Annotated in this window: 14 protein-coding genes; 10 read left to right on the top strand and 4 right to left on the bottom strand. The window is 62.7% G+C overall.

The window, feature by feature from the left end; genetic code table 11:
* Positions 1-52: 52 nt before the first annotated feature.
* Positions 53-1,405 (top strand): tetratricopeptide repeat protein, encoded by a 1,353-nt coding sequence (locus tag ACLIRY_RS11385; RefSeq protein ID WP_413205508.1) that lies wholly within the window; start codon positions 53-55, stop codon positions 1,403-1,405.
* A gap of 154 nt (positions 1,406-1,559) precedes the next feature.
* On the opposite strand, the gene ACLIRY_RS11380 is transcribed toward ACLIRY_RS11385, so the two are convergent.
* Entirely contained in the window at positions 1,560-4,784 is a 3,225-nt protein-coding gene (locus ACLIRY_RS11380; protein ID WP_413205507.1) for an efflux RND transporter permease subunit, read from the bottom strand.
* Positions 4,781-5,914, bottom strand: coding sequence for an efflux RND transporter periplasmic adaptor subunit (locus ACLIRY_RS11375; protein WP_413205506.1), 1,134 nt, complete (start codon positions 5,912-5,914; stop codon positions 4,781-4,783). The genes ACLIRY_RS11380 and ACLIRY_RS11375 overlap by 4 nt, the downstream gene beginning before the upstream one ends.
* Positions 5,915-6,009: 95 nt before the next feature.
* On the opposite strand from ACLIRY_RS11375, the gene ACLIRY_RS11370 reads away from it, so the two are divergent.
* Genes ACLIRY_RS11370 through ACLIRY_RS11360 form a run of 3 tightly spaced genes read left to right on the top strand, consistent with a single transcriptional unit; the run spans position 6,010 to position 7,982 of the window.
* Positions 6,010-6,411 carry an ArsR/SmtB family transcription factor gene (locus ACLIRY_RS11370; RefSeq protein ID WP_413205505.1) on the top strand — a complete coding sequence of 134 codons (402 nt, stop codon included), beginning with the start codon at positions 6,010-6,012 and terminating at the stop codon, positions 6,409-6,411.
* 15 nt (positions 6,412-6,426) lie between these two features.
* Entirely contained in the window at positions 6,427-7,722 is a 1,296-nt protein-coding gene (locus ACLIRY_RS11365) for an NAD(P)/FAD-dependent oxidoreductase (protein WP_413205504.1), read from the top strand.
* 53 nt (positions 7,723-7,775) lie between these two features.
* Positions 7,776-7,982 (top strand): DUF2892 domain-containing protein, encoded by a 207-nt coding sequence (locus ACLIRY_RS11360; protein ID WP_413205503.1) that lies wholly within the window; start codon positions 7,776-7,778, stop codon positions 7,980-7,982.
* Positions 7,983-8,182: 200 nt separating this feature from the next.
* Here ACLIRY_RS11360 and ACLIRY_RS11355 read toward each other — a convergent pair whose 3' ends face one another.
* The gene (locus ACLIRY_RS11355; protein WP_413205502.1) at positions 8,183-9,247 is read right to left on the bottom strand and encodes a GNAT family N-acetyltransferase; all 1,065 of its coding nucleotides are present in this window, start codon (positions 9,245-9,247) and stop codon (positions 8,183-8,185) included.
* Between the two features lie 180 nt (positions 9,248-9,427).
* Between ACLIRY_RS11355 and ACLIRY_RS11350 the strand changes: the two genes are divergently transcribed.
* Positions 9,428-10,648 carry an MFS transporter gene (locus tag ACLIRY_RS11350; protein ID WP_413205501.1) on the top strand — a complete coding sequence of 407 codons (1,221 nt, stop codon included), beginning with the start codon at positions 9,428-9,430 and terminating at the stop codon, positions 10,646-10,648.
* A gap of 43 nt (positions 10,649-10,691) precedes the next feature.
* Here the strand turns inward: ACLIRY_RS11350 and ACLIRY_RS11345 are convergent, their stop codons facing one another.
* Positions 10,692-11,282 (bottom strand): SOS response-associated peptidase, encoded by a 591-nt coding sequence (locus ACLIRY_RS11345; RefSeq protein WP_413205500.1) that lies wholly within the window; start codon positions 11,280-11,282, stop codon positions 10,692-10,694.
* A 147-nt stretch (positions 11,283-11,429) separates the two neighbouring features.
* Between ACLIRY_RS11345 and ACLIRY_RS11340 the strand changes: the two genes are divergently transcribed.
* The 5 genes from ACLIRY_RS11340 (at position 11,430) to ACLIRY_RS11320 (ending at position 20,230) form a co-directional block, all read left to right on the top strand.
* A complete protein-coding gene (locus tag ACLIRY_RS11340; protein ID WP_413205499.1) occupies positions 11,430-12,158 on the top strand; it encodes an SDR family NAD(P)-dependent oxidoreductase in 729 nt (242 codons plus the stop codon).
* Between the two features lie 32 nt (positions 12,159-12,190).
* Positions 12,191-13,312: a saccharopine dehydrogenase NADP-binding domain-containing protein gene (locus ACLIRY_RS11335; protein WP_413205498.1), complete on the top strand. Its 1,122-nt coding sequence runs from the start codon at positions 12,191-12,193 to the stop codon at positions 13,310-13,312.
* Positions 13,313-13,484: 172 nt separating this feature from the next.
* Positions 13,485-14,543, top strand: a complete 1,059-nt coding sequence (locus tag ACLIRY_RS11330; protein WP_413205497.1) for a helix-turn-helix domain-containing protein — start codon at positions 13,485-13,487, stop codon at positions 14,541-14,543.
* A gap of 219 nt (positions 14,544-14,762) precedes the next feature.
* On the top strand, positions 14,763-18,389 hold the full coding sequence (locus ACLIRY_RS11325; RefSeq protein ID WP_413205496.1) for a GLUG motif-containing protein: 3,627 nt from the start codon (positions 14,763-14,765) through the stop codon (positions 18,387-18,389).
* Positions 18,386-20,230 carry a ShlB/FhaC/HecB family hemolysin secretion/activation protein gene (locus tag ACLIRY_RS11320; protein WP_413205495.1) on the top strand — a complete coding sequence of 615 codons (1,845 nt, stop codon included), beginning with the start codon at positions 18,386-18,388 and terminating at the stop codon, positions 20,228-20,230. The genes ACLIRY_RS11325 and ACLIRY_RS11320 overlap by 4 nt, the downstream gene beginning before the upstream one ends.
* The last annotated feature ends 49 nt before the right edge of the window (positions 20,231-20,279 follow it).

Raw genomic sequence — 20,279 nt, 5'->3', positions numbered from 1 at the left:
CTTAACCTGACGCGAGCTTCCATCAAAAGGTCGATTTCAAAAGGGATTGAAAATGATCACAGATGCACAAGGTTTGTCGGTCACCGGGGCAGCTGCAAGCGTTGATGCACTGAATCAGGCCATAACCGAATATTATGCGTGGAAAGGCGATCCTGTTGCGGTGCTTCAGAGTGCCGCGCATGCTGATCCTGCCTTCTCGCTCGGTCACAGTGCGACGGCGTCCCTGCTGATGTTGTCGGGTTTCACAGGAGACAATACAGCCGTGACCGAAGCCATGGTCGCCGCAGACCGCACGGTTGCTGAAGGCACACCGCGCGAGCGCATGCACTTGGCCGCAGCCCGGGCGATGTCTGTTGGGGAAATGTATGGTGCGGCTGCCATTTGGGAAGAGATTCTGATTGACCATCCGCGCGATGCGCTGGCACTGCGTTTTGCCCATGACATGTATTTTTATCTGGGGGAGTCCCAATCCATCCGCGATTCAATCGCCCGGGTGCTGCCCCAGTGGAGTTCATCGGACCCCGCCTATGGCTTTGTCCTTGGCCAATATGCATTCGGACTGGAAGAGACCGGAGACTTGGCAAAGGCCGAAGCATTTGGCCGCCGTGCGATCGAGATCAATCCAGAGGATGGCTGGGCTGTCCATGCCATAGCCCATGTGCTTGAGACGCAATGTCGACAGGAAGAAGGAATTGTATTCCTGGAGGAATCCCAGCCCCATTGGGGAAAGGCCCATGCGCTGGCCGTCCACAATGGATGGCATCTGGGGCTATATCTTCTTGAGCAAGGCCGGATTGATGAGGTTCTGGCGGCCTATGACACCTATATAGCGACGAAAATTGCAGGCGACGCGCTCCTTGATCTGGTGGATGCCGCGTCCATGTTGTGGCGTGTGGAACTTGCAGGCGGCTCGGTCGGGGACCGTTGGGAGGTTTTGACCAGCCAATGGATGCTGCATGTCGACGACCATGTCCTGGCCTTCAACGATTTGCATCTGGCTTTTTGTGTATCCAGAAGCAAGGATCCCGACCATATCGCCCGCCTGCGCGCCGCCTTGGATCGCTACGAAAGAGATGGAATGGGTGACAATCACCGTATCACAAGGGAAGTTGGGCGGCGCATCATCGATGGCATCCTGGCCTTTGCGACCGGCGACTATGCGCAAGCCGTCGATCTGTTGTTGCCAGTCCGCTACCAAGCGGTTCGCATCGGCGGGAGTCATGCCCAGCGCGATGTGCTGGCGCAGACATTGATCATTGCAGCCGAACGCTCTGGCCGTCGCAAGCTGGAGCGCGCATTGCTGACGGAACGCTATGCCATTCGCCCGACAGAAACGACAAAGGGGCAGCTGCAAAAGGTCGAAAACTGGATTGCGGCCCAGGAAAACCCTCCAGGTTCACGCTAATTATACACCGTTTCCTCGAAAAGCCGGAAAACCTGCTTCGCAGTTTCTGGGCTCTGCCCAAACCCGCAAAGGGTCGCGGGAAGATACTCTAACCGCCAGGCCCACCCGACTCCCCGGGTCTGGTCGACCTGGCCCAGGGAGAGAGAGGAGGGACTCACTCCTCTCCGTCATCGCGCAGCCACACATAAATCGCTGGGATCACCAACAGGGTGAGTGCCGTGGACGAGGCCAGTCCGAAAACCAGGGAGATCGCCAAACCCTGGAAAATCGGATCGGCCAGGATGAAGGCCGCGCCGATCATCGCTGCCACTGCCGTCAAAAAGATCGGCTTGAAGCGGATCGCCCCCGCATCCAACAGGGCCTCGCGCAGAGTTCCCCCCAGGGCGCGGCGATGGTTGATGAAGTCCACCAGCAGGATCGAGTTGCGCACGATAATCCCCGCCAGCGCGATAAACCCGATCATCGAGGTTGCCGAGAAGGGGGCCCCGAACATCCAATGGCCAAGAACGATGCCGATCAAGGTCAGTGGCACCGGGATCAGGATCACCAGGGGCACCTTGAAGCTGCCGAACTGGCCGACAACCAGCAGGTAGATGCCCAGGATCGCCACCATGAAGGCCGCCCCCATGTCCCGGAAGGTCACATAGGTGATCTCCCATTCCCCATCCCACAGCAGCGTGGGGTGGCTTTCGTCCAGGGGTTGGCCGTGGTAGGAAATTTTCGGCGCATCCAGGGTGCCCCAGTCCAGGGCCGCGATTTTGTCCTCCACGGCGAACATGCCGTAGATGGGCGCCTCGAAGTCCCCGGCCAGATCGGCCATGACCATCTCTGCGAAATGGCCGTCGCGCCGGAACACGGTGCGGGAGCTGTCTTCATAGGACACCTTCACCACGTCTCCCAGTTCGACGATGCCATTGGCCCCGGGGATGGGGGTGGCGAGCAGGCGCTCGCCGGGGGTCAGGTCCGACTTGGGCAGGCGGATGGCGATCTCCACCGGGTTGGCCCCATGGCCCCGGTGGGAATAGCCGACGCTCACCCCACCCAAAAGGGCCTGGATGGTGTCGTGCACAGCCTCCTGTTCCACCCCATGGTACTCCAGGGCTTCCTGGTCGATGGCAATGCGCAGGCGTTGGCTCGGTTGACCCGCGCTGTCGTCCACGTCGACGATGAAGGGAACCTCCTTGAAGATCTCCTTCACCTTGTCGGCCACCGCCAGACGGGTTTTTGCATCCGGGCCGTAGATCTCCGCCAGCAGGGTTGCGAGCACCGGGGGACCGGGGGGGACTTCCACCACCTTCAGGCTGGTGCCTTCGGGCAGGGAGAGACCCGACAGACGCGCCCTTGCGTCCAGGGCGATGTCGTGGCTGTCCCGGTTCCGCTCGCCCTTGGGGGCGAGGTTGATTTGCAGGTCGCCCATTTCCGGACTGGACCGCAGGTAGTAGTGGCGGACCAGGCCATTGAAGTTGAAGGGGCCCGCCGTGCCCGCATGGGCCTGGATGTCGGTGACCTCCGGCAGCTCCACCAGCCGCGCGGCGGCGGCGAGCAGCACCCGTTCGGTTTCCTCTAACGAGGTCCCCTCGGGCAGGTCGGCGATGACCTGCATCTCCGACTTGTTGTCGAAGGGCAGAAGCTTCACCGTGACATGTTTGGTGTAGAACAGGCCACAGACCGCAATGGTGGCAACGCCCACGGTCAGAAGGAAGACCTTGGAGCGTGTCCGCCCCGTCAGCAGGGGGGTGGCGATCCTGCGGTAGAAGGCCCCCATGCGGCCTTCGTGCTCGGAATGGCTTGGGGGAGTCCCGGCAGCGAGATCGCGCTCGATCTTGCGGCCCGAAACCCGGTAGAGCAGCCAGGGCGTCAGGATCACCGCGACAAAGAAGGAAAAGATCATCGCTGCCGAGGCATTGGCCGGAATGGGGCTCATATAGGGACCCATCAGGCCAGAGACGAACATCATGGGCAGCAGGGCCGCAACGATGGTCAGGGTGGCGATGATGGTGGGGTTGCCCACCTCGGCCACGCCCTCAATGGCTTTCTGTAGAACCGTGCGATCATCCTTCATGCCCCAATGGCGGGCGATGTTCTCGACGATGACAATGGCGTCATCCACCAGGATGCCGATGGAGAAAATCAACGCGAACAGGCTCACCCGGTTGATGGTGTAGCCCATCAGCCAACTGGCAAAGAGGGTCAACAGGATGGTGGTCGGGATGACCACGGCCACCACGATCCCCTCCCGCCAGCCGATGGCGAAGGTGATCAGGATAACGATGGACACCGTCGCAAGGCCCAGGTGAAACAGCAGTTCGTTGGCTTTCTCCAGGGCGGTTTCGCCATAGTTCCGGGTGACTTCCACCGCGACACCGGGGGGGATCAGGTCGCCGCGCAGGGTGTCCAGCCGGGCCAGCACCGCGTCGGCCACGTCGACCGCGTTGGCACCCTTGCGCTTGGCCAGGGCGATGGAAACGGCGGGGCGGACCTTGGGGCCAGCGTCTGTCTTTCCTTCCGTTCCGGCCTCGTCCTTGCTCACCTGCCAGACCCGGCTTTCCACGGGCTGGGCGCCGACGATCACGGTGGCCACGTCCTTCACATAGACCGGACGGCCATCCACGGCGGTGATCAGCAACAGGCCGATATCGGGCACCCCCTCCAGGGTTTGGCCCGCCACGACGGGGATGGAGGCGTTGTTCTGGCGCAGCCGTCCGATCATATAGGAGCGGTTGGCGTTTTCGATCTTGTCGACAAGCTGGTTGAGGGTGATCCCCATGGCCGCAAGCCGCTCCGGATCGGGCTCCACGCGGATCTGGTCCGGGGCGCCCCCGACCAGGAAGGTCAGGCCGATGTTGTCCACCTTGATCAGCTCGGGCAGCAGTTCGTCGGCCACCCCATGGAGGGTGTTTTGGTCCCAACGGTCCGCGTCCGGCCCTTCGCCATAGAGGGTGAGGACGAGAATGGGCACGTCATTGATCCCCCGCCCGACGATCAGCGGTTCGGGGATGCCAATGGGCAGGGCGTCGATATTGGCGCGGATGGTGTCATGGACACGCAGCATGGCCACGTCCTCGTCCGTGCCCACGTCGAAGCGGGCCGTGACGGTCACATGGTCGTCGACGGTTTGGGAGTAGACATGCTCCACATTGTCGATGCCCTTGACGATGTCTTCGAGCGGCTTGGTCACCAGCTCCACCGCGTCCACGGCCTTCAGGCCGTTGGCGCTGACCATGATGTCCACCATCGGCACGGAGATCTGCGGCTCCTCCTCGCGCGGCAGGGCCGAGAGGGCGATTAACCCGACAGCCAAGGAGGCCAGAAGGAGCAAGGGAGTCAGGGGGGCGTTGATGAAGGCTTTGGTGATGCTTCCGGAGATCCCGAGTTTCATTGGATCTCTCCCGCCTTCGGCAGGGGAGCCTCTCCCGCCTCAGCCGGAGCGGTCGCCGTCTGGATGGTGCCGGGCGGGACGAGCACATCACCGGCCTGGAGACCGGACAGGACCTCCACCCCGTCGGGCCGGGCCGGGCCGGTCTGCACCACCACCGGGGTCCCGTTCTGCAGGGTGGCGTAGGTCAGGCCGTGGCGGTTCTCCAGGTAGGCGGCGGGGACCAGGATGGTTTCCCGGGCGCCGGTGGCCACATGGACCAGGGTGCGCTCGCCCACGAAGTAGTCGCCCAGACCGGCGACTTCCACATCGGCGACCACCCGGCCCGCGTCCAGCTTGGGATAGACCTGGACCACGCGACCCTTGGTCCAACCGCCGGTTTCCGACGCGCCCAGGCCCCGGGGGCCAACCTCTACGCTGTCGCCGACCTTGATGAAACGGGCATGGCGCTCGGGCAGCCGCATGCGCAGGATGTAGGTGTCACTGGCGATGGTGGCGATGGACTCTCCGGCCATGATCACCGCGCCGTCCGTGGCCGTCACCTCCAGCACCCGACCCGCGCCGGGGGAGAGGATGGCGCCCTCCGCCACCTGCTGGGCCAGTACGGCGCGTTCCTTGTCCAGGGCTTCCAGATTCTGTTTCAGCACTTGGACCCGGGTGTCCGCCGCATCCAACTGGGCCTGGGCCACGACCCCCTGCTTGCGCAGCTTGCTGGTCCGGCCCAGGTCCACTTGGGCCTGATCCAGTTCCGCCGTCATGGAGCGCATGCGCGCGTCCACGCCCTGCATTTGCAGGATCAGCTTCTGGTCCCCCACCACGGCGAGCTTCTGCTCTGCCGTGACCGAGTCGCCTTCGTCCACGGAGAGCTCGCCCACCGTGCCGCCAATCCGCGCCCGGGCCAGGAGGATATCGGTGCTTTCCACCGTGGCGAAAACCGCTTTGCGGTCGGGCAGGGTGACCCGCTCCACGGTTAGGGGACCGGACGCCGTCTCCGCCGACCAAGCCGAGGTGGATAGGGTCGCGAATGCCGTTCCGGCTAGCAAAAGTGCGCCAAACAGCGTCGGAACCATCACGCCCATGAACGCGATCCGGGCGTCTCCCGTCAGTCCCTTGTTTCTTGTCGCGTTGGTCACGGCTGTCTCCCCTCGTATGTCTCGAACCCGTTACATCAGGTTCTTCGAATAAACGTCATTGACATATAATATAAGTAAATACTAAATTAGCAACCATGAAAGTCACGGAACTTCATCGGGTCGCTGGAAAGGCGGCCGCCCTTCTTAAGGCGCTCGGTCATGATCGCCGTCTGATGATTGTCTGTGAATTGGCGAGCGGTGAACGGACCGTTGGGGAACTGGAAAAGGTGGTGGGATTAAGCCAATCGGCCCTGTCTCAGCATCTGGCGCGCCTCCGCAAGGAAGGGATCGTGACCACCCGCAGGGAAGCGCATTTTATTCACTATGCCCTTGCCAATGAAGAGGCCCAAAGGATCGTCGAGGTCCTGGCCGGTCTGTATTGCCCCGGATCGAAAGCGGACCTGGAAGCCGCCGGTTCGGACCAAGGCCAAGGATCACCGGGGGAACAGGCCCCGGAGATCCAATCAACAATGGTGGAACAGGTGAAAACCGTCTAAGGGAGGAAATGGGTCATGGCCCATGTGGTGATCATTGGCGCAGGCATCGGTGGCATGCCGATGGCCTATGAAGTCCGGGAAGAGCTGCGCCCGGAAGATACCGTTACGGTGATATCGAACAGTCCAACATTTCATTTCGTGCCGTCCAACCCCTGGGTGGCGGTCAATTGGCGCAGCCGCGACGATATCGAGATCGACGTGGAAAAATATCTGAAGCGCAAGAAGATTGGTTTCTCTTCCCTGGGCGTCAAACGGGTCTATCCCACGGAGAATCGGGTGGAACTGGGCGATGGGTCCAGCATGACTTACGACTATCTGGTGATTGCCACCGGTCCCCAACTGGCTTTCGACGAGGTACCTGGTTTGGGACCCCATGGCGGCTTCACCCAGTCCGTCTGCCATGTTGACCATGCGGCCAAATCGGCCGAAGCCTGGGAGGCCTTTTGCGCTGATCCCGGCCCGGTGGTCGTCGGCGCAGTCCAGGGGGCCTCCTGCTTCGGTCCGGCCTACGAATTCGCCATGATCATGGATGCGGACCTGCGCAAGCGGAAAATCCGGGACCAAGTACCCATGACCTACGTGACACCCGAACCCTACATTGGCCATCTGGGCCTGGGCGGCGTCGGGGATTCAAAAGGCATGATTGAGTCCATCATGCGCAGTCGCCACATCAAATGGATCTGCAACGCCAAGGTGGAAAAGGTCGAGGACGGCCTGATGCACGTCATCGAATGCGACGAGGACGGCAAGGAGAAGAAGCGCCACGAACTGCCCTTCAAGCATTCCATGATGCTGCCCGCCTTCCGGGGCATCGACGCCGTGCGCGACGTGGAGGGATTGGTGAACCCCCGGGGTTTCATTCTGGCTGACAAGCACCAGCGCAACCCCAACCACAAGAATGTGTTCTCGGTCGGCGTCTGCGTTGCCATCCCACCGGTGGAGGCCACCCCCGTTCCCGTCGGCACACCCAAGACCGGCTATATGATCGAGTCCATGGTGACCGCCACGGCGCATAATATCCGTTCGCTGATTGATGGGCAGGAGCCGGACCGCGAAGCCACGTGGAATGCGATCTGCCTCGCCGACTTCGGCGATGGGGGCGCGGCCTTTGTTGCCTTGCCGCAGATTCCGCCCCGGAACACCAATTGGTTCGGCGAAGGCAAATGGGTCCATCTGGCCAAGGTGGCCTTCGAGAAGTACTTCATTCGCAAGATCAAAAAGGGCGTCTCGGAACCTATCTATGAGCGCTACGTCCTGAAAACCCTGGGGATCGTCAAGTTGAAAGACAAGCTGAAGATCCCTGCCGAATAAACCCACCGGGCGGGGGAAGGGATCCTCCGCCCCGCATGCATTGGAGTCTGCGCATGTCCATCGACCGTGTCGTTTTCGCCTTCGCCGGGATCGTCATCCTGGTTACCCTCGCGCTTGCCCATTTCGCCGGTCTACCCTGGGTGCTCTGGATCACCGCCTTCGTTGGGTTGAACATGCTCCAGGCCGCGTTTACTGGATTCTGTCCGTTGGCGATCATCCTGAAGAAAGTCGGTATCAAACCGGGTTGTGCGTTTAACTAATACCCAGGTGCGGTGAGTTTGACTCACCGCACCTTGGAAGCGGCCAAGTGGCCGCCGCGCCTTATGGCGGGTAAAAGCCCGCCTGGCGTTTGAACGCAAGAAAAGCGGCGTGGGTTTCAACCCGCGTCGCTTGGTATAACTCGGGGCTCCGCCCCGAACCCCGCCGGGGAGGCGCGGCCTCCCCGGACCCCGCGAGGCTGTTACAGCGGTTTTTGCATTTTGTAGTTCGTGAGAAAGACACCCTCCCTTTCGACGCTTTGCTCCGTGACAACCTCCCAGCCTTGGCGCTCGAAGAAGGGTTTGGATACCTTGCTGGCTTCGGTGGTCAGGATTTGAATGCCAAGGGCGCGGGCTTGGTCCTCGACGGCCCAGTAAAGCCGCGTGCCGATTCCCTGCCCGGCCATGGACGGCAGAACAAAGGCCAGGTCGACGAGGCCCGTCTCGTCCACCGTCATGAACCCCACAGGCTCGCCGTTCCGTTCGGCCAGGAAGCCCATCCCCTCCTCCAGGCGGTCGCGCCAGGCTTCGGGATCCACCGTTTCTCCCCCCCAGACACGTCGTTGCTCGAAGGTATAGTGGTCCCGTGCTCCCTCATGGACCGCGCAAAAGAAGATGCGTGCCACATGGCCCCTGTCGTCGGGCGTGAGGGGGCGCAGGTCAAGGGTTGGGTCGGCCTCACCGGAAGAGCTGTCCTGGATCAGACGGGGGGCAAGGCGCGCCAGAAAAGCCCGCATGTCGAAGGGCGCGCTGTCCTCATCCGCGGCGGATCCCAGCATCAGATCAGCCAACTGAGGAACCGCTGCGGGCCAGGCCGCGATCCCAATGAGTGTAAAGAGTAGGGCCGCAGTCTCCCGGTTGGCGGGTCGCCCCATGGCCCTGGAAAACAGGTCCAGTTTTTTGCCGTAGAGGGCACGTCTTTCCGCTTCCGCCGGTATGTGATCCGGTGCCTCGAAGCCAAGTCCTTCCCAAAGGAGCAGGCGCAGGAGGCCGGGGTCCCTCGGATGGGCGTCGTATAGGCGTTCCATATAGGCCCCGATCTCCGCCGTGGGCGGGCCAACGGCGTCGGCGTGGCCGCGCAGGGTATCGGCCAGGACCGCCTCGAACAGCTTTTCCTTGCTTTGGAAGTATCCGTAGATGCGCTCCTTGTTCACCCCCGCCCGTTCGGCGATGCGGTTGACCCGGGCGCCAGCGGGACCGACACGGCTGAATTCCTCCCTTGCGGCCTCCAAAAGGCGAGTCCGCGTGCTGTCTGGGTCGCGAGTCATCCGTCGGTCCTTTTCCCTGGTTCATCGATCCTCATCCCGGAGGGGGTACTCCAGAAAGAAGATCCTTTAACAGGGCTTTTCCGCAAACACCAGCCTTGCCAACCATTTGGTTGGCGTGATAGTCGCTTATCTTTCCAACCAAATGGTTGGCTGGAAAGTGAGCTTCAGGGAGTCTCCGCCATGAATGGCATCCATGCCGAAAAGCGCATTTCCCTACTTGTTCTGATGGCGTTGGCCAGTACGGTGATCGTCGGTCAGATGTACACCGTGTTGGGTTTGTTTGAGGACTTGGCCCGGTCCTTTGGCGAGCCGGTCACGGCCATGCTTTGGGCCTCGACGGCTTTTGGCCTTCCCTACGCTGTCGGAAGTCTGATCTCAGGTCCCTTGTCGGATCGCTATGGTCCCCGCCGGGTGATTGTCCCCGGACTGCTTTTGACGGCGCTGGCCACCGCTCTGGTGGGAATGGCGCCCACTTATGGGAGTCTCATTGCGGCGAGGGGCATTCAAGGGATCGGCGCGGCTTTTCTGGTTCCTCCGCTCCTGTCCTACGTCAATGAGAGCATCCCGGAAAGGAGCCGCCCCCAGTTCTATACGGTCATCATCGGGGCGGCTTTCAGCTCGGCGATCATCATGCAGGTTGGCGCCCGGATGGTGGCTGATGTTCAGGGATGGCGAGCGGTTTTTCTGCTCGGTAGTGTTCTGATTCTCGGTTTCTCTGTTCTGTTGTGGCGGAGCCTGGCGGCGTCGACTTCACCGCGGGGAGGGAGTCTGGCGGACGTATTTCTGTCCCTGCCCGGTTTTTTGACCCGGCCCCGGTTCCTCGCATTCTACTTTGCGGCGTTGACGCTGCTGAGTGGCTTCGTTGCCATTTTCACCGCCTTGGTGCTGGCTGGGCCGCCGGGGTTGGCCGGACATCCGGAGCGCCTTCTGGCCCTGAAAATCATGGCTCTGCCTGGCATGCTTGCCGTGCCCCTGGCGTCGCATTGGGTGGGGCGGATTCCTTCGCGGGTTCGCATGGTCGGCGGCTTGGCTGCGTCGGCGACGGCGGCTTTGGGAATCGCCCTGGTTGGAGTGGGAGAGGGAGTGGGAGAGGGAGTGGGAGTGGGATTGGTGGCCGGGTTATTGTCGGTTTTCGCTGCGGGGCTTCTGCTTGCTTCGCCGGCCCTGATTCAGAACATTGGCATGCAGGCGCGTGACCGGGCCGGGGCGGCCACGGCGCTTTACGCCTTCGCCGTTTTCCTGGGCGCCAGCCTGGGACCCCAATTGGCCTGGGCCTTCCGCCCCTTGGGGTTCGCGGGTATTCTCGGGGCGGTCGCCACCCTGCTTTTTGTGGGGGCCACCGCCGCTTTTTTGGCGTCGAGGCCTCCGCGAGAGGCGTTGAAGCCGGTTGAAGCTGCGTAACCCGGTTTCGGGACCGGTCTTCGCGTCGGATTCAAGACGGTTGTCAGAACAGGGATGCCTGCCGAGGCGGTGAAGGCTGGTCCTCTACCACCTTCAGGGCGCCCCTGTAGGGCATCAGGTCCAAGGCCGCCGCCGAGAAATCCAGACTCATGTCCAGCCACCGGGCCTCGGCTTCCGGTCCGGCGAGCAGGACGGGCATCCGGGAATGCACAGGGGCCACGCTGGGGGCTGGGGCGCAGGTGATCACCGTGAACAGTGCCCGGTCTGGATCGGCCAGCCCCGCCAAGGCGAAGGGGCCGTCCTCGGGCGGAGCGATGCGGGTCTTGAAACGGGTTGCTCCCTCCTTGCGCCATTCATACCAGCCGTCCACGGGCACCAGACAGCGGAAGGGGAGGAGGGGGCGGAAGGTGGCTTTCTCCTCCAGGCTTTCGGCCCGGGCGTTGATCAGAGGTTTGGGATCCCAATCCACCGTCAGGCCCCAGCGGAACATTCGGGCCTTGCGGTCGGGCGCAATGATCGGCGCGGCGTCTGTCGGACGCACCTCGCCTTTTCGGATCACTTCCGGCGGGACGGTCAGGCCGAACCGTTCGACAAGGCGGATAGTGGAACTGGTCAAGTCATAGCGTGCACACATGAGGACAAATTGCCTCGGGGTTCGTCCCGGGGCAAGGCCCCTTTGAAACCGGCCGGGGCAAGGCCCCTTTGAAACGGGGCGCGAAGATGCTACCTGAGAGGAAGGCCCTGTCGGTTCAACCCTCTCGCCCCTGGGACGAAGTCTTCCATGAAAACCGTTGTCATTACCGGCGCCAGCCGGGGTATCGGCCATGCCACCGCCGTGCGCTTCCTGGCAGAAGGTTGGCGCGTCATCACCTGCGCCCGGGCCGATGTGCCTGCGGAGTGCAAGCTGGACCGCAACTGGACCGCCCATTTTCCCGTCGACCTGTCCGATCCCACGGCCATTGAGGGCTTCACCAAGCAGGTCATCGACCACCTGGATGGGGATCCCCTCCATGCCTTGGTCAACAATGCCGGCGTTTCCCCGAAAACCTCTTTCAAGGAGCGGTTGGGGGTTCTGAATGGATCCCTCGACCGGTGGCGGGAGGTGTTCGAGCTGAATTTCTTCGCTCCCCTGCGGCTCGCCCGGGCCTTCGCCACCCCCCTGGGCAAAAGCAAGGGGGCCATCGTCAATATCACCTCCATTGCCGGGCATTATGTCCATCCCTTTGCCGGATCGGCCTATTCCACCAGCAAGGCCGCCCTGTCCGGTTTGACCCGCGAGATGGCGGCGGAATTCGCCAATCTGGGGGTGCGTGTCAACGCCGTGGCACCGGGGGAAATCAAGACCGGTATGCTCGCTCCGGAATATGAGGCCCTGATCCCCCGCATCCCCTTGGACCGCATGGGTGTTCCCGAGGACGTGGCGTCCTGCGTTTTCCGCCTCTGCACCGAGGAGTTCGGTTATGTGACCGGCACGGAGGTCTACATCACCGGGGGCCAGCACCTGTTATGAGGGCGCAGGACACCGAAGCGGGGGAGACCGCCATGCCTCCGCGTGAGGACCTGTTCGACCCTCGGCCCATCGCCCTGGTGGGGGCCGGACGGTTGGGGGGCCAAACCGCGAGTCTCATCTCGGAGCTGACCGGTGCACCGCTCCGGGTGATTGACAGGGACCCCGCCGCCTTGGACCGGCTCCGCGATCGCTTGCCCGAGGCGGAGCTGGTGACAGCCGATCTGTCCACAGCCAACGGGGCGGCCCATGCCTTGGAGGGGGCGCGTCTGGTGGTGCTGACCGTCGGCCCAGAGTCCATTCCTGCGGTTGCCTTGGCTCAGGCGGCTCTGCGGGTGGGGGCCCATTTCCTAGACGCCCAATTCAGTCTGCCGCTCAAGCTCAAAGGCTTGGCCGAGCTGTCGAACCGGGTGGCTGACGCCAATCTGACCTTCATCACGGATGGTGGCGCCCGGCCCGGGCTGGCGGCCCTGATGGGGCGTTGGGCCGCTGCCCGCATGGACCGGGTGGAGCGCCTGACCGTTGCCCTGGCCCTGTCGGCGGGGGAGGATCTGTCGAGTGTGGGTGTGGACAGGGTCCGGGAGCATTTGTTGCTCGCCCGTAAGGGCAATCCCAGAACCCTGTCGGAACGGCGATGGAGCAGGCTCCAGTCCCGCTATTTTCCGATCTTCCGCCTTCCCGAGCCCTTTGCCAGGCGGGTGGGCTATCCGGTGTTCCTCGGGGAATTGCGAGGGTTGCGCGACCGTCTGCCCGTCCTCCAGGACTGCGGCTTTTACCTGTGCGGTTTTGGCCCCTGGGCCGATTATTGGGCCGTCCCCATTGCCCAGCTCCTGGATAAAGTCGGTGCCCGGAGCCTGTCTGAAGCCCTGCTGGCCCGTGCCCTGACTCAACCGGGCCGTCATACGGGGATCCTGGTGGCGCTGGAGGCAGAAGGATCCCGAGATGGCTGGTCCACCAAGGGAACCCTGACCCTCTCCCACGGCGACCCGGACCACCTGCCGGCCGCCTGTCTGGCCGCCTGCGTTGCCCAGATCCTGGACCCCGGGGCGGACCGGGGTGTCCAGCATCAGGGCCTGTTTTGTGACCCGGACCGCTTCCTTGCCGACCTCGCGACCCTGGGGGTCGCTGCGGATCAGGCCTGGGATCGCTTGGGATGACTGGATGGGGGAGTACTGCTGCCGGAGCGCTGGTTTCCATTGTCTGATACCTGAGAATAACGGTATCATTTGATCCTGCGTGACATGACCTTGGTTCAGGGGCGGTCACAGTGGTCAAACCCGTGGGGCCTACACTTGGCCTTCCCGATGTCCAGGAGGAGGGGGACACCGCATGGATACAGGGCTGCAAAGGTCCCCATCAGACATCGCCATGACCCATTTCGACACATCACGGCTGGACCCGCTGGACCGCTATGATGCCTGGCGGGAGAATATGGGAGTCCTCTTTGATCTGTCTGTACCGGGGGAGGGACAGGGGAAGGCGATCGATGCCCAGATCCAGGCCTGTAACCTGGGGACCGTCGTTTTTGGGATCACCCGGTCCGAGGGGCAAACCTTTCAAAGGGATGCGCGTCGCGTTGCCCGGGACGGTATGGACCATATCCTGGTCCAGCTGTTTCTGGCGGGCGGAGGCATCTGCCAGGGTGACCAGACGATCACCTCTGGAGATATGTTGGTCATCGACCTGGACCAATCCCATGCCATGACCACCACAGACTTCCAAAACCTCACTTTGGTCCTTCCCCGTGACCTGAATCCCCCCCTGTCGGATCGGCTCTCAACCCTTCACGGCAAGCGGCTTTCTGTTGAAAACACGATGGTGCGCTTCCTTGGCGAGCATATCCTGGCCTTGTGGCGCCATGTTCCGATGATGGAACCGGTTCAGGCTCGCGGAGCGATGGGAGCCACCCTCGACCTTATACGCAATGGGCTGCTGCTGAACCGGCCCATTGCGGGGGAAGAGGCATCCCCCCAGGTTTCGGCGGCGCTTGGGAAATCCATCTGCCGGTTCATTGACAAGCACCTTGCGGAACCTTTGACGCCGGACAGTCTGGCGGAGAGGTTTCATATCTCCAGATCCCAGATCTACCGCATTTTCGCACCCTACGGTGGCATTGCTCGGTATGTCGGGGAGCGCCGCATGCGCCGCGCCATGCGTCTGTTGATGGACCCCACGTTCGACCACATGGGGGTCGGGGCCATCGGCTTTGCCTGCGGGTTTTCCAGCGAGTCCCAGTTCAGCCGGGCGTTTCGCAAGCAGGTCGGTGCCTCTCCCAGTCAGATCCGAATCGAGACGAGGGACGCAGCCACCTGGGAAAACCGGCTGGCCAGTTTCGAAGAAAGCACGGGGCCGGAATTCGCCAGTTGGATCCGGGATCTCGGGACCTAATTCCGTCCCCCCTGTGTCGCGGTCTTGGGTGGGGTTTTCGATATCCCCATAATCCCTGGAGACGCCAGGACAAAGGATTTTGGACACCCGGCCAAGGATCTCTGTTTTGTGCCCCGGTACACTCCCGGGATGACAACACAACCATCCAATGGGCCGATCCGGCCTCGCCATCAGGGTCTTACCCGCGTCCATTGCCCTCGGATCGCGACGAGCCCCCGCATGGCCCGCTCCCTGTTCCCTTCCGCCTGTCAGCCCCGCTTTCGCCAGCGTATGAAACGGGGGACCGCTCTGCTCGCCTGTCTGGCGGTCATGCCGGGGCTTTGGCTTCTTTTGGGGGGAGGATCACCGGCCCGTGCCCAAAGCCTGCCGGAGGGAGGCCAGGTCCGCGCGGGCGATGTGGTTATCCGGAGCCCCTCTGGCAGCACCCTGGTCATTGATCAAAAGTCCGCGCGGGGGATTGTCGGATGGAACAGCTTTTCCATCGGCCAGGGTAAGACCGTCCAGTTCAATAACGGCTCCGGCGCCACTTTAAACCGGGTAACGGGGCACGTTCCCTCCCGCCTTGATGGCTCCCTCAACGCGACGGGGTCGGTCTACCTGGTCAATCCTGCGGGCATTGCCGTTGGGCCCACGGGCCAGATCTCCACCGGCGGCTCTTTCGTCGCCTCAACCCTGGATGTTCCAGACGCCGATTTCCTGGACGGCGGCGATATGACGGTTGCCGGATCTTCGACGGCGACGGTGATCAACGCGGGATCCATCGGGTCGCTGGGGGGGGATGTCATGCTCATCGGCCGGGCGGTGGAAAATCGGGGCAAGCTGTCCGCGCCCAACGGGACGGTTGGTTTAGGCGCCGGATATGAGGTGTTGATCAGTGATACCGCCGTGAATGGCGGAACGTTGCTGGTCAAGGTCGGTGGGGCGGATACGGAGGCCACGAACAGAGGCCGCATTGCTGCGGCGACCGCCGAGCTGCGTGCCAATGGGGGCAACGTCTACGCCCTTGCTGGCAATACGGACGGCCTCATCGATGCCAGTGGCGTGGCCACGAAGGGGGGGCGACTCTTTCTGACGTCGGGCGAGGGGGGACGCACCACCGTTGCGGGGACCCTCACGGCCAGGAAGGGGGACGGCACGGGCGGCGCTGTGGTTGTCACCGGTGAGACCGTGGCTCTGACCGATACCGCCTTCCTCGACGCCAGCGGTACGTCAGGTGGTACCATTCTGGTGGGCGGCGATTACCAGGGTGGGGGGAAGGCCAGCACCAAGACACTGGCTGTGACGGTGGCGAGGGCCAAGACCACAACGGTGGCGGCTGGCGCCAGGTTGACCGCCGATGGCACGGTTGGGGCAGGCGGTGACGTGGTCGTCTGGTCCGATGAAAAGACCTCCTTTGAGGGCCGTATTTCCGCCCGAGGGGCAGGGGACGGCGATGGAGGCTTGGCGGAGGTGTCGGGCAAGGCGGCCCTCGACTACCGGGGGGTCACGGATCTGCGGGCGGAGAAGGGGAAGACGGGCACCCTGTTGCTCGATCCCCATAACCTGACCATCACCAACGACGCTGACAGCGGAACGACGGGCACCACGGCGACCGGGGACGATAGCAAACTCAATGTCTCTACCCTGACCACGGCCCTCTCGGGGGCTAATGTGACGGTATCGACCGGGGCCACGGGAAGCCAGGACGGAAACCTCACGGTGGCCAGTGCGATCTCTTGGGATCAGGATACGACCCTGACCCTCCAGGCCGGTGGGGATATTGTCCTCAATGCCGGTCTCACGGCGACGGGCGCCAATGCCGGGTTGGTGCTGGAATATGGGGTGGGCAAGGACTACAGCATCGGCAGCGGGGCTTCGGTTACCCTGTCGGGTGCGAATGCGACCCTGCAAATCGGCCCCACGGGTGGATTGGTCGCCTACACCCTGGTCCACTCTATGGCGGACTTTCAAAGTAAAGTCTATCCCGCCGCATCAGGGCATCATGCCTTGGCGGTGGATTTGGATGCGACAGGGACCAAATATACCAACGCCCTCGTCCCGACCACTCTCAATGGAACCTTTGCCGGGCTCGGGCACACACTCTCTAATCTGTGGATTGATGCCCCATCGACCTATGGAGTTGGTGTGTTTGGAGCGGGAGGCAGTACTTCGGTTCTCCGCGACTTCAGGCTCGTCGGTGGGATTGTAACGGGAGGTGGCTCTGTCGGTGCGGTCGTGGGAAGTTCCTATGGGGTGGTCAAAAACGTTCATGCGACCGCTCAGGTAAAAGGGGTCGGTTCCGTCGGTGGTCTCTTCGGAAGTGGAGGAGGGTCAATCGAAAACGTCTCTTTCTCTGGATCCGTCGAAGGGAGCTTGCAATACGTCGGGGGGGTGATCGGGAACTTTACCGGTGGCGCGATCAATAATGCCCATTCAGCCGCTATGGTGAATGGGGCGGGCTATGTCGGGGGACTCGTTGGGTACAGCAGTGGCAATATCAGTAACGCCTATGCAACCGGTTCCGTGATAGGGACGAATGATTATCTCGGAGGGCTTGTCGGATACAGTTTGAGCGGTGATATCAATAACGTCTATGCCACCGGAACCGTTTCAGGGGGGGGGACTGCAGGCACAGTCGTTGCCGTCGGTGGACTTGTCGGAGGCAATCGGGCTTCGATTACCAACGCTTATGCGACTGGAGGTGTCAGTAGCGCCCATTATGTCGGTGGATTTGCCGGCTGGAACGCTGGCACCGTCACGAACGCCTATGCGACCGGTGGGGTGCAGGGCAATGACGCCGTCGGAGGGTTCGTCGGGTGGAACGGCAGTGGGGGGAATCTGACGAACGTCTATGCCACGGGGACAGCGACCGGCAACGAGGCCTCGGTTGGAGGATTGGTCGGAAACAGAGAGGGCACGGTTACGGCATCCTTCTGGGACAAGACGACCAGCGGTCTCACGACGGGGGTCGGAACGGGCAGCACGACGGGGGTTGCGGGGCTGACGACGACCCAGTTCCAGGACGGCACCACCTTCAAGACGGCGGCTACAGGATGGGACTTTGATACCGCTTGGGCGCCATCGAGCGCGGGGTATTATCCCGAACTCTATGCCCTGGCTCCAATCCTCTGGGTCAAGACCTTCACGGCCAGTGGCACTGCGGGGACGTCCACGGCGCAGGTCACCGCTGTAACCACGTCCGCAGGGGGGCCGGGATCCTATGTCTTTGGGGCCGTTGGCGATAGCTTGGACGTCACGGGGCAAACGGTGACCACCTCCACTCCCCTGACCGGAGGAACGCAGACCCCGACCCTGACCACGGTCAACGGCACCAAGACCAGCGCCTTAGGGAGGGTCTATCGCGTTTTGTATGGTACGGCCTCTGTGTCGGCGCCCACACCAACGCCCACACCAACGCCCACACCGACCCCCACACCGACCCCCACACCGGAGCCGACACCGACCCCCACACCGGGGCCGACAGCCACACCCACACCGGGGCCGACAGCCACACCCACACCGGAGCCGACACCGACCCCCACACCGGAGCCGACACCGACCCCCACACCAGGGTCGACGCCCTCACCAGCACCGACATCCACAGGAACGCCCACACCGACACCCGCATTGACGACCCCCACATTGGCCCTTTCTTCGCCGCCTATCAGAGCATCCGAAGCGGGTCTCGTTTTCACCGAGGGGGTGGGGCTGGGATCGGGGGGTGGTTCCTTCGGCGTGCCTTCGGCGGGCGGGTCTTCTCCGGTTCCCACACCGGCGGGCTTCATTCCGTCCGAATTTAACACCCAGCCTCCCGTCGAAAACCGGCAGGTCGGTGCTTTTCTTCGCTTCAAGGAAGCCGATCAATGATGGGTCCCGGTCGTACCTCCTCCCTTTGGCTGTTTCTTCTGGGCCTCGGTCTTCTTCCTCTTTCGTCTGCCTGGGCCCAAACTGCCCTTGAACGGTCGCCACCACCGGCCGCCCAGGATACCGGCGGCGGTCTTCATTTGGGGGAGATGCCGGACATCACCGGTGAAGACGCCACCCCCTTGGGTGTCACCCTATCGGGGGTCCGCTTCCTCATCGGCCTGGATGTTCCGATCGGCGATAGCCCGCCCATGGGGGTCACCCTGTCTGGTGAGCCCCATGTCGCGGTCGCCGAGCTGACCGAGGCGGTTAGCCCCTTCCTTGGCGGACCCCTGTCACGGCAAGTGCTGTCCGAGATTGAGGCCGCCGTGTCCAAGGTCTACCGTCGGGCCGGCCGTCCCTTCCTCTCTGTTACGACACCGCCCCAGGACATCACTTCGGGCGTTGTGCGTCTGCGTCTGGTACACTTTCGTACCGGAGAGGTCCGGGTTGAAGGGAACGGCAAATCCCCGATGTCCGCGTCTGACGCCTCCCTGACTGGTCGGGTGCGCGTCCCCGCAGGGGCGCCCATCGACGCCAATCAGATCGCCGAGGATCTGGAGTGGCTCAACCGTTTTCCCTTCCGTCGGGTGGACGGTGTCTTCGAGCCGGGGTCCCAGCCTGGGTTATCTGATCTGACCCTGGATGTGAGCCGCGAGATGCCCGTTTCCGCCTTTGCCGGATGGTCCAACACCGGAACCAAGACGACGGACCAGAATCGGTATTTCCTGGGCGCGCTGGTTGGCGTCGAGGCGTTGAACGACCTGACCCTGTCCTATCAGATGACGGCAAGCGGCGATGTCTTTATCGATCCGGCTTCCATCACCCTGCCGGACGACGACAGGCCATCCTATCTGAGTCACGCCGGGCGGATCACCCTGCCGACCTTCGATCGCCAAGCCATCGAAATCAGCCCCAGTTTCGTTGCGACCAGCCAGGATGCTTTCGACGGCCTGTTCACCTTTAAAAATACGGCTTTCGAATTGCCCGTGGCCTATCGGTCGGCCCTGTCCAATATTTTTCCCGATCGGGCTGGATGGGGGGATGTTCGTATCGGGGTCGCGCCCAAATGGTTGCAGCGGGAAACGGATTATCTTGGGACCACTGTGGCCAAGGGATCCGCCCAGGTCTTTGACCTCAGTCTGGGGTGGTCCGGCCGATGGACCGATGGCACTGGCGGATCGACGGAAATCGACCTTCGGGTGGTCGGCAACCCGGGTGGGCTCCTCAAGGACAACACGGACGCCGCCTGGAGCACCTATTCCAATGGCCGCGTGACAAGCGCACAATACGCCTATGGCTTTGGTGCGGTGAAACGGTCCACGCCCCTCGATCGGTTTGGTGGGCCAAGCGGGTTCACTTTGAAAACCGACGGTCAGGCCCAGATCGCGGGACAGGCTCTGCCCGATACCGAGCAGATGAGCCTTGGCGGGTATTACGCGACCCGAGGTTTTAGTCTGGACGATGGGTCCTTCGACACGGGTTTTGTTCTGCGCGATGAACTGAGGGCGCCGACCTTCTCACCTTTGGCCCTGGCCGGTGTGACGGATCTGCCCGGAGTGGGGGCCATCCGCGATGTCCTGTCCCCCTACGCCTTTCTAGACCTGAGTTATGGCCATAAATTCAATGTGGATAAAGCCACAGTCGACGCCAACGCCACCCTTCTGGGGGTCGGCGGGGGGCTGGACTATGCTCTGTCCAATCGCCTCCAGGCGGGCGCCTTTCTTGGTGTCGCGCTCACCGACGGCCCGGACACCAGGCGCGGGAACCTCTCGGCCCAAGCGCGGCTGACGCTGTTCTTCTGAGGCCGACTTTTTCTAAAACGAGAGTCGTCTGAGATCACGTTGGGCCGCA

The sequence above is a fragment of the Rhodospirillum sp. A1_3_36 genome (assembly GCF_047263945.1).
Classification (GTDB): domain Bacteria; phylum Pseudomonadota; class Alphaproteobacteria; order Rhodospirillales; family Rhodospirillaceae; genus Rhodospirillum.
This window is presented reverse-complemented; position numbering and strand designations above follow the sequence as displayed.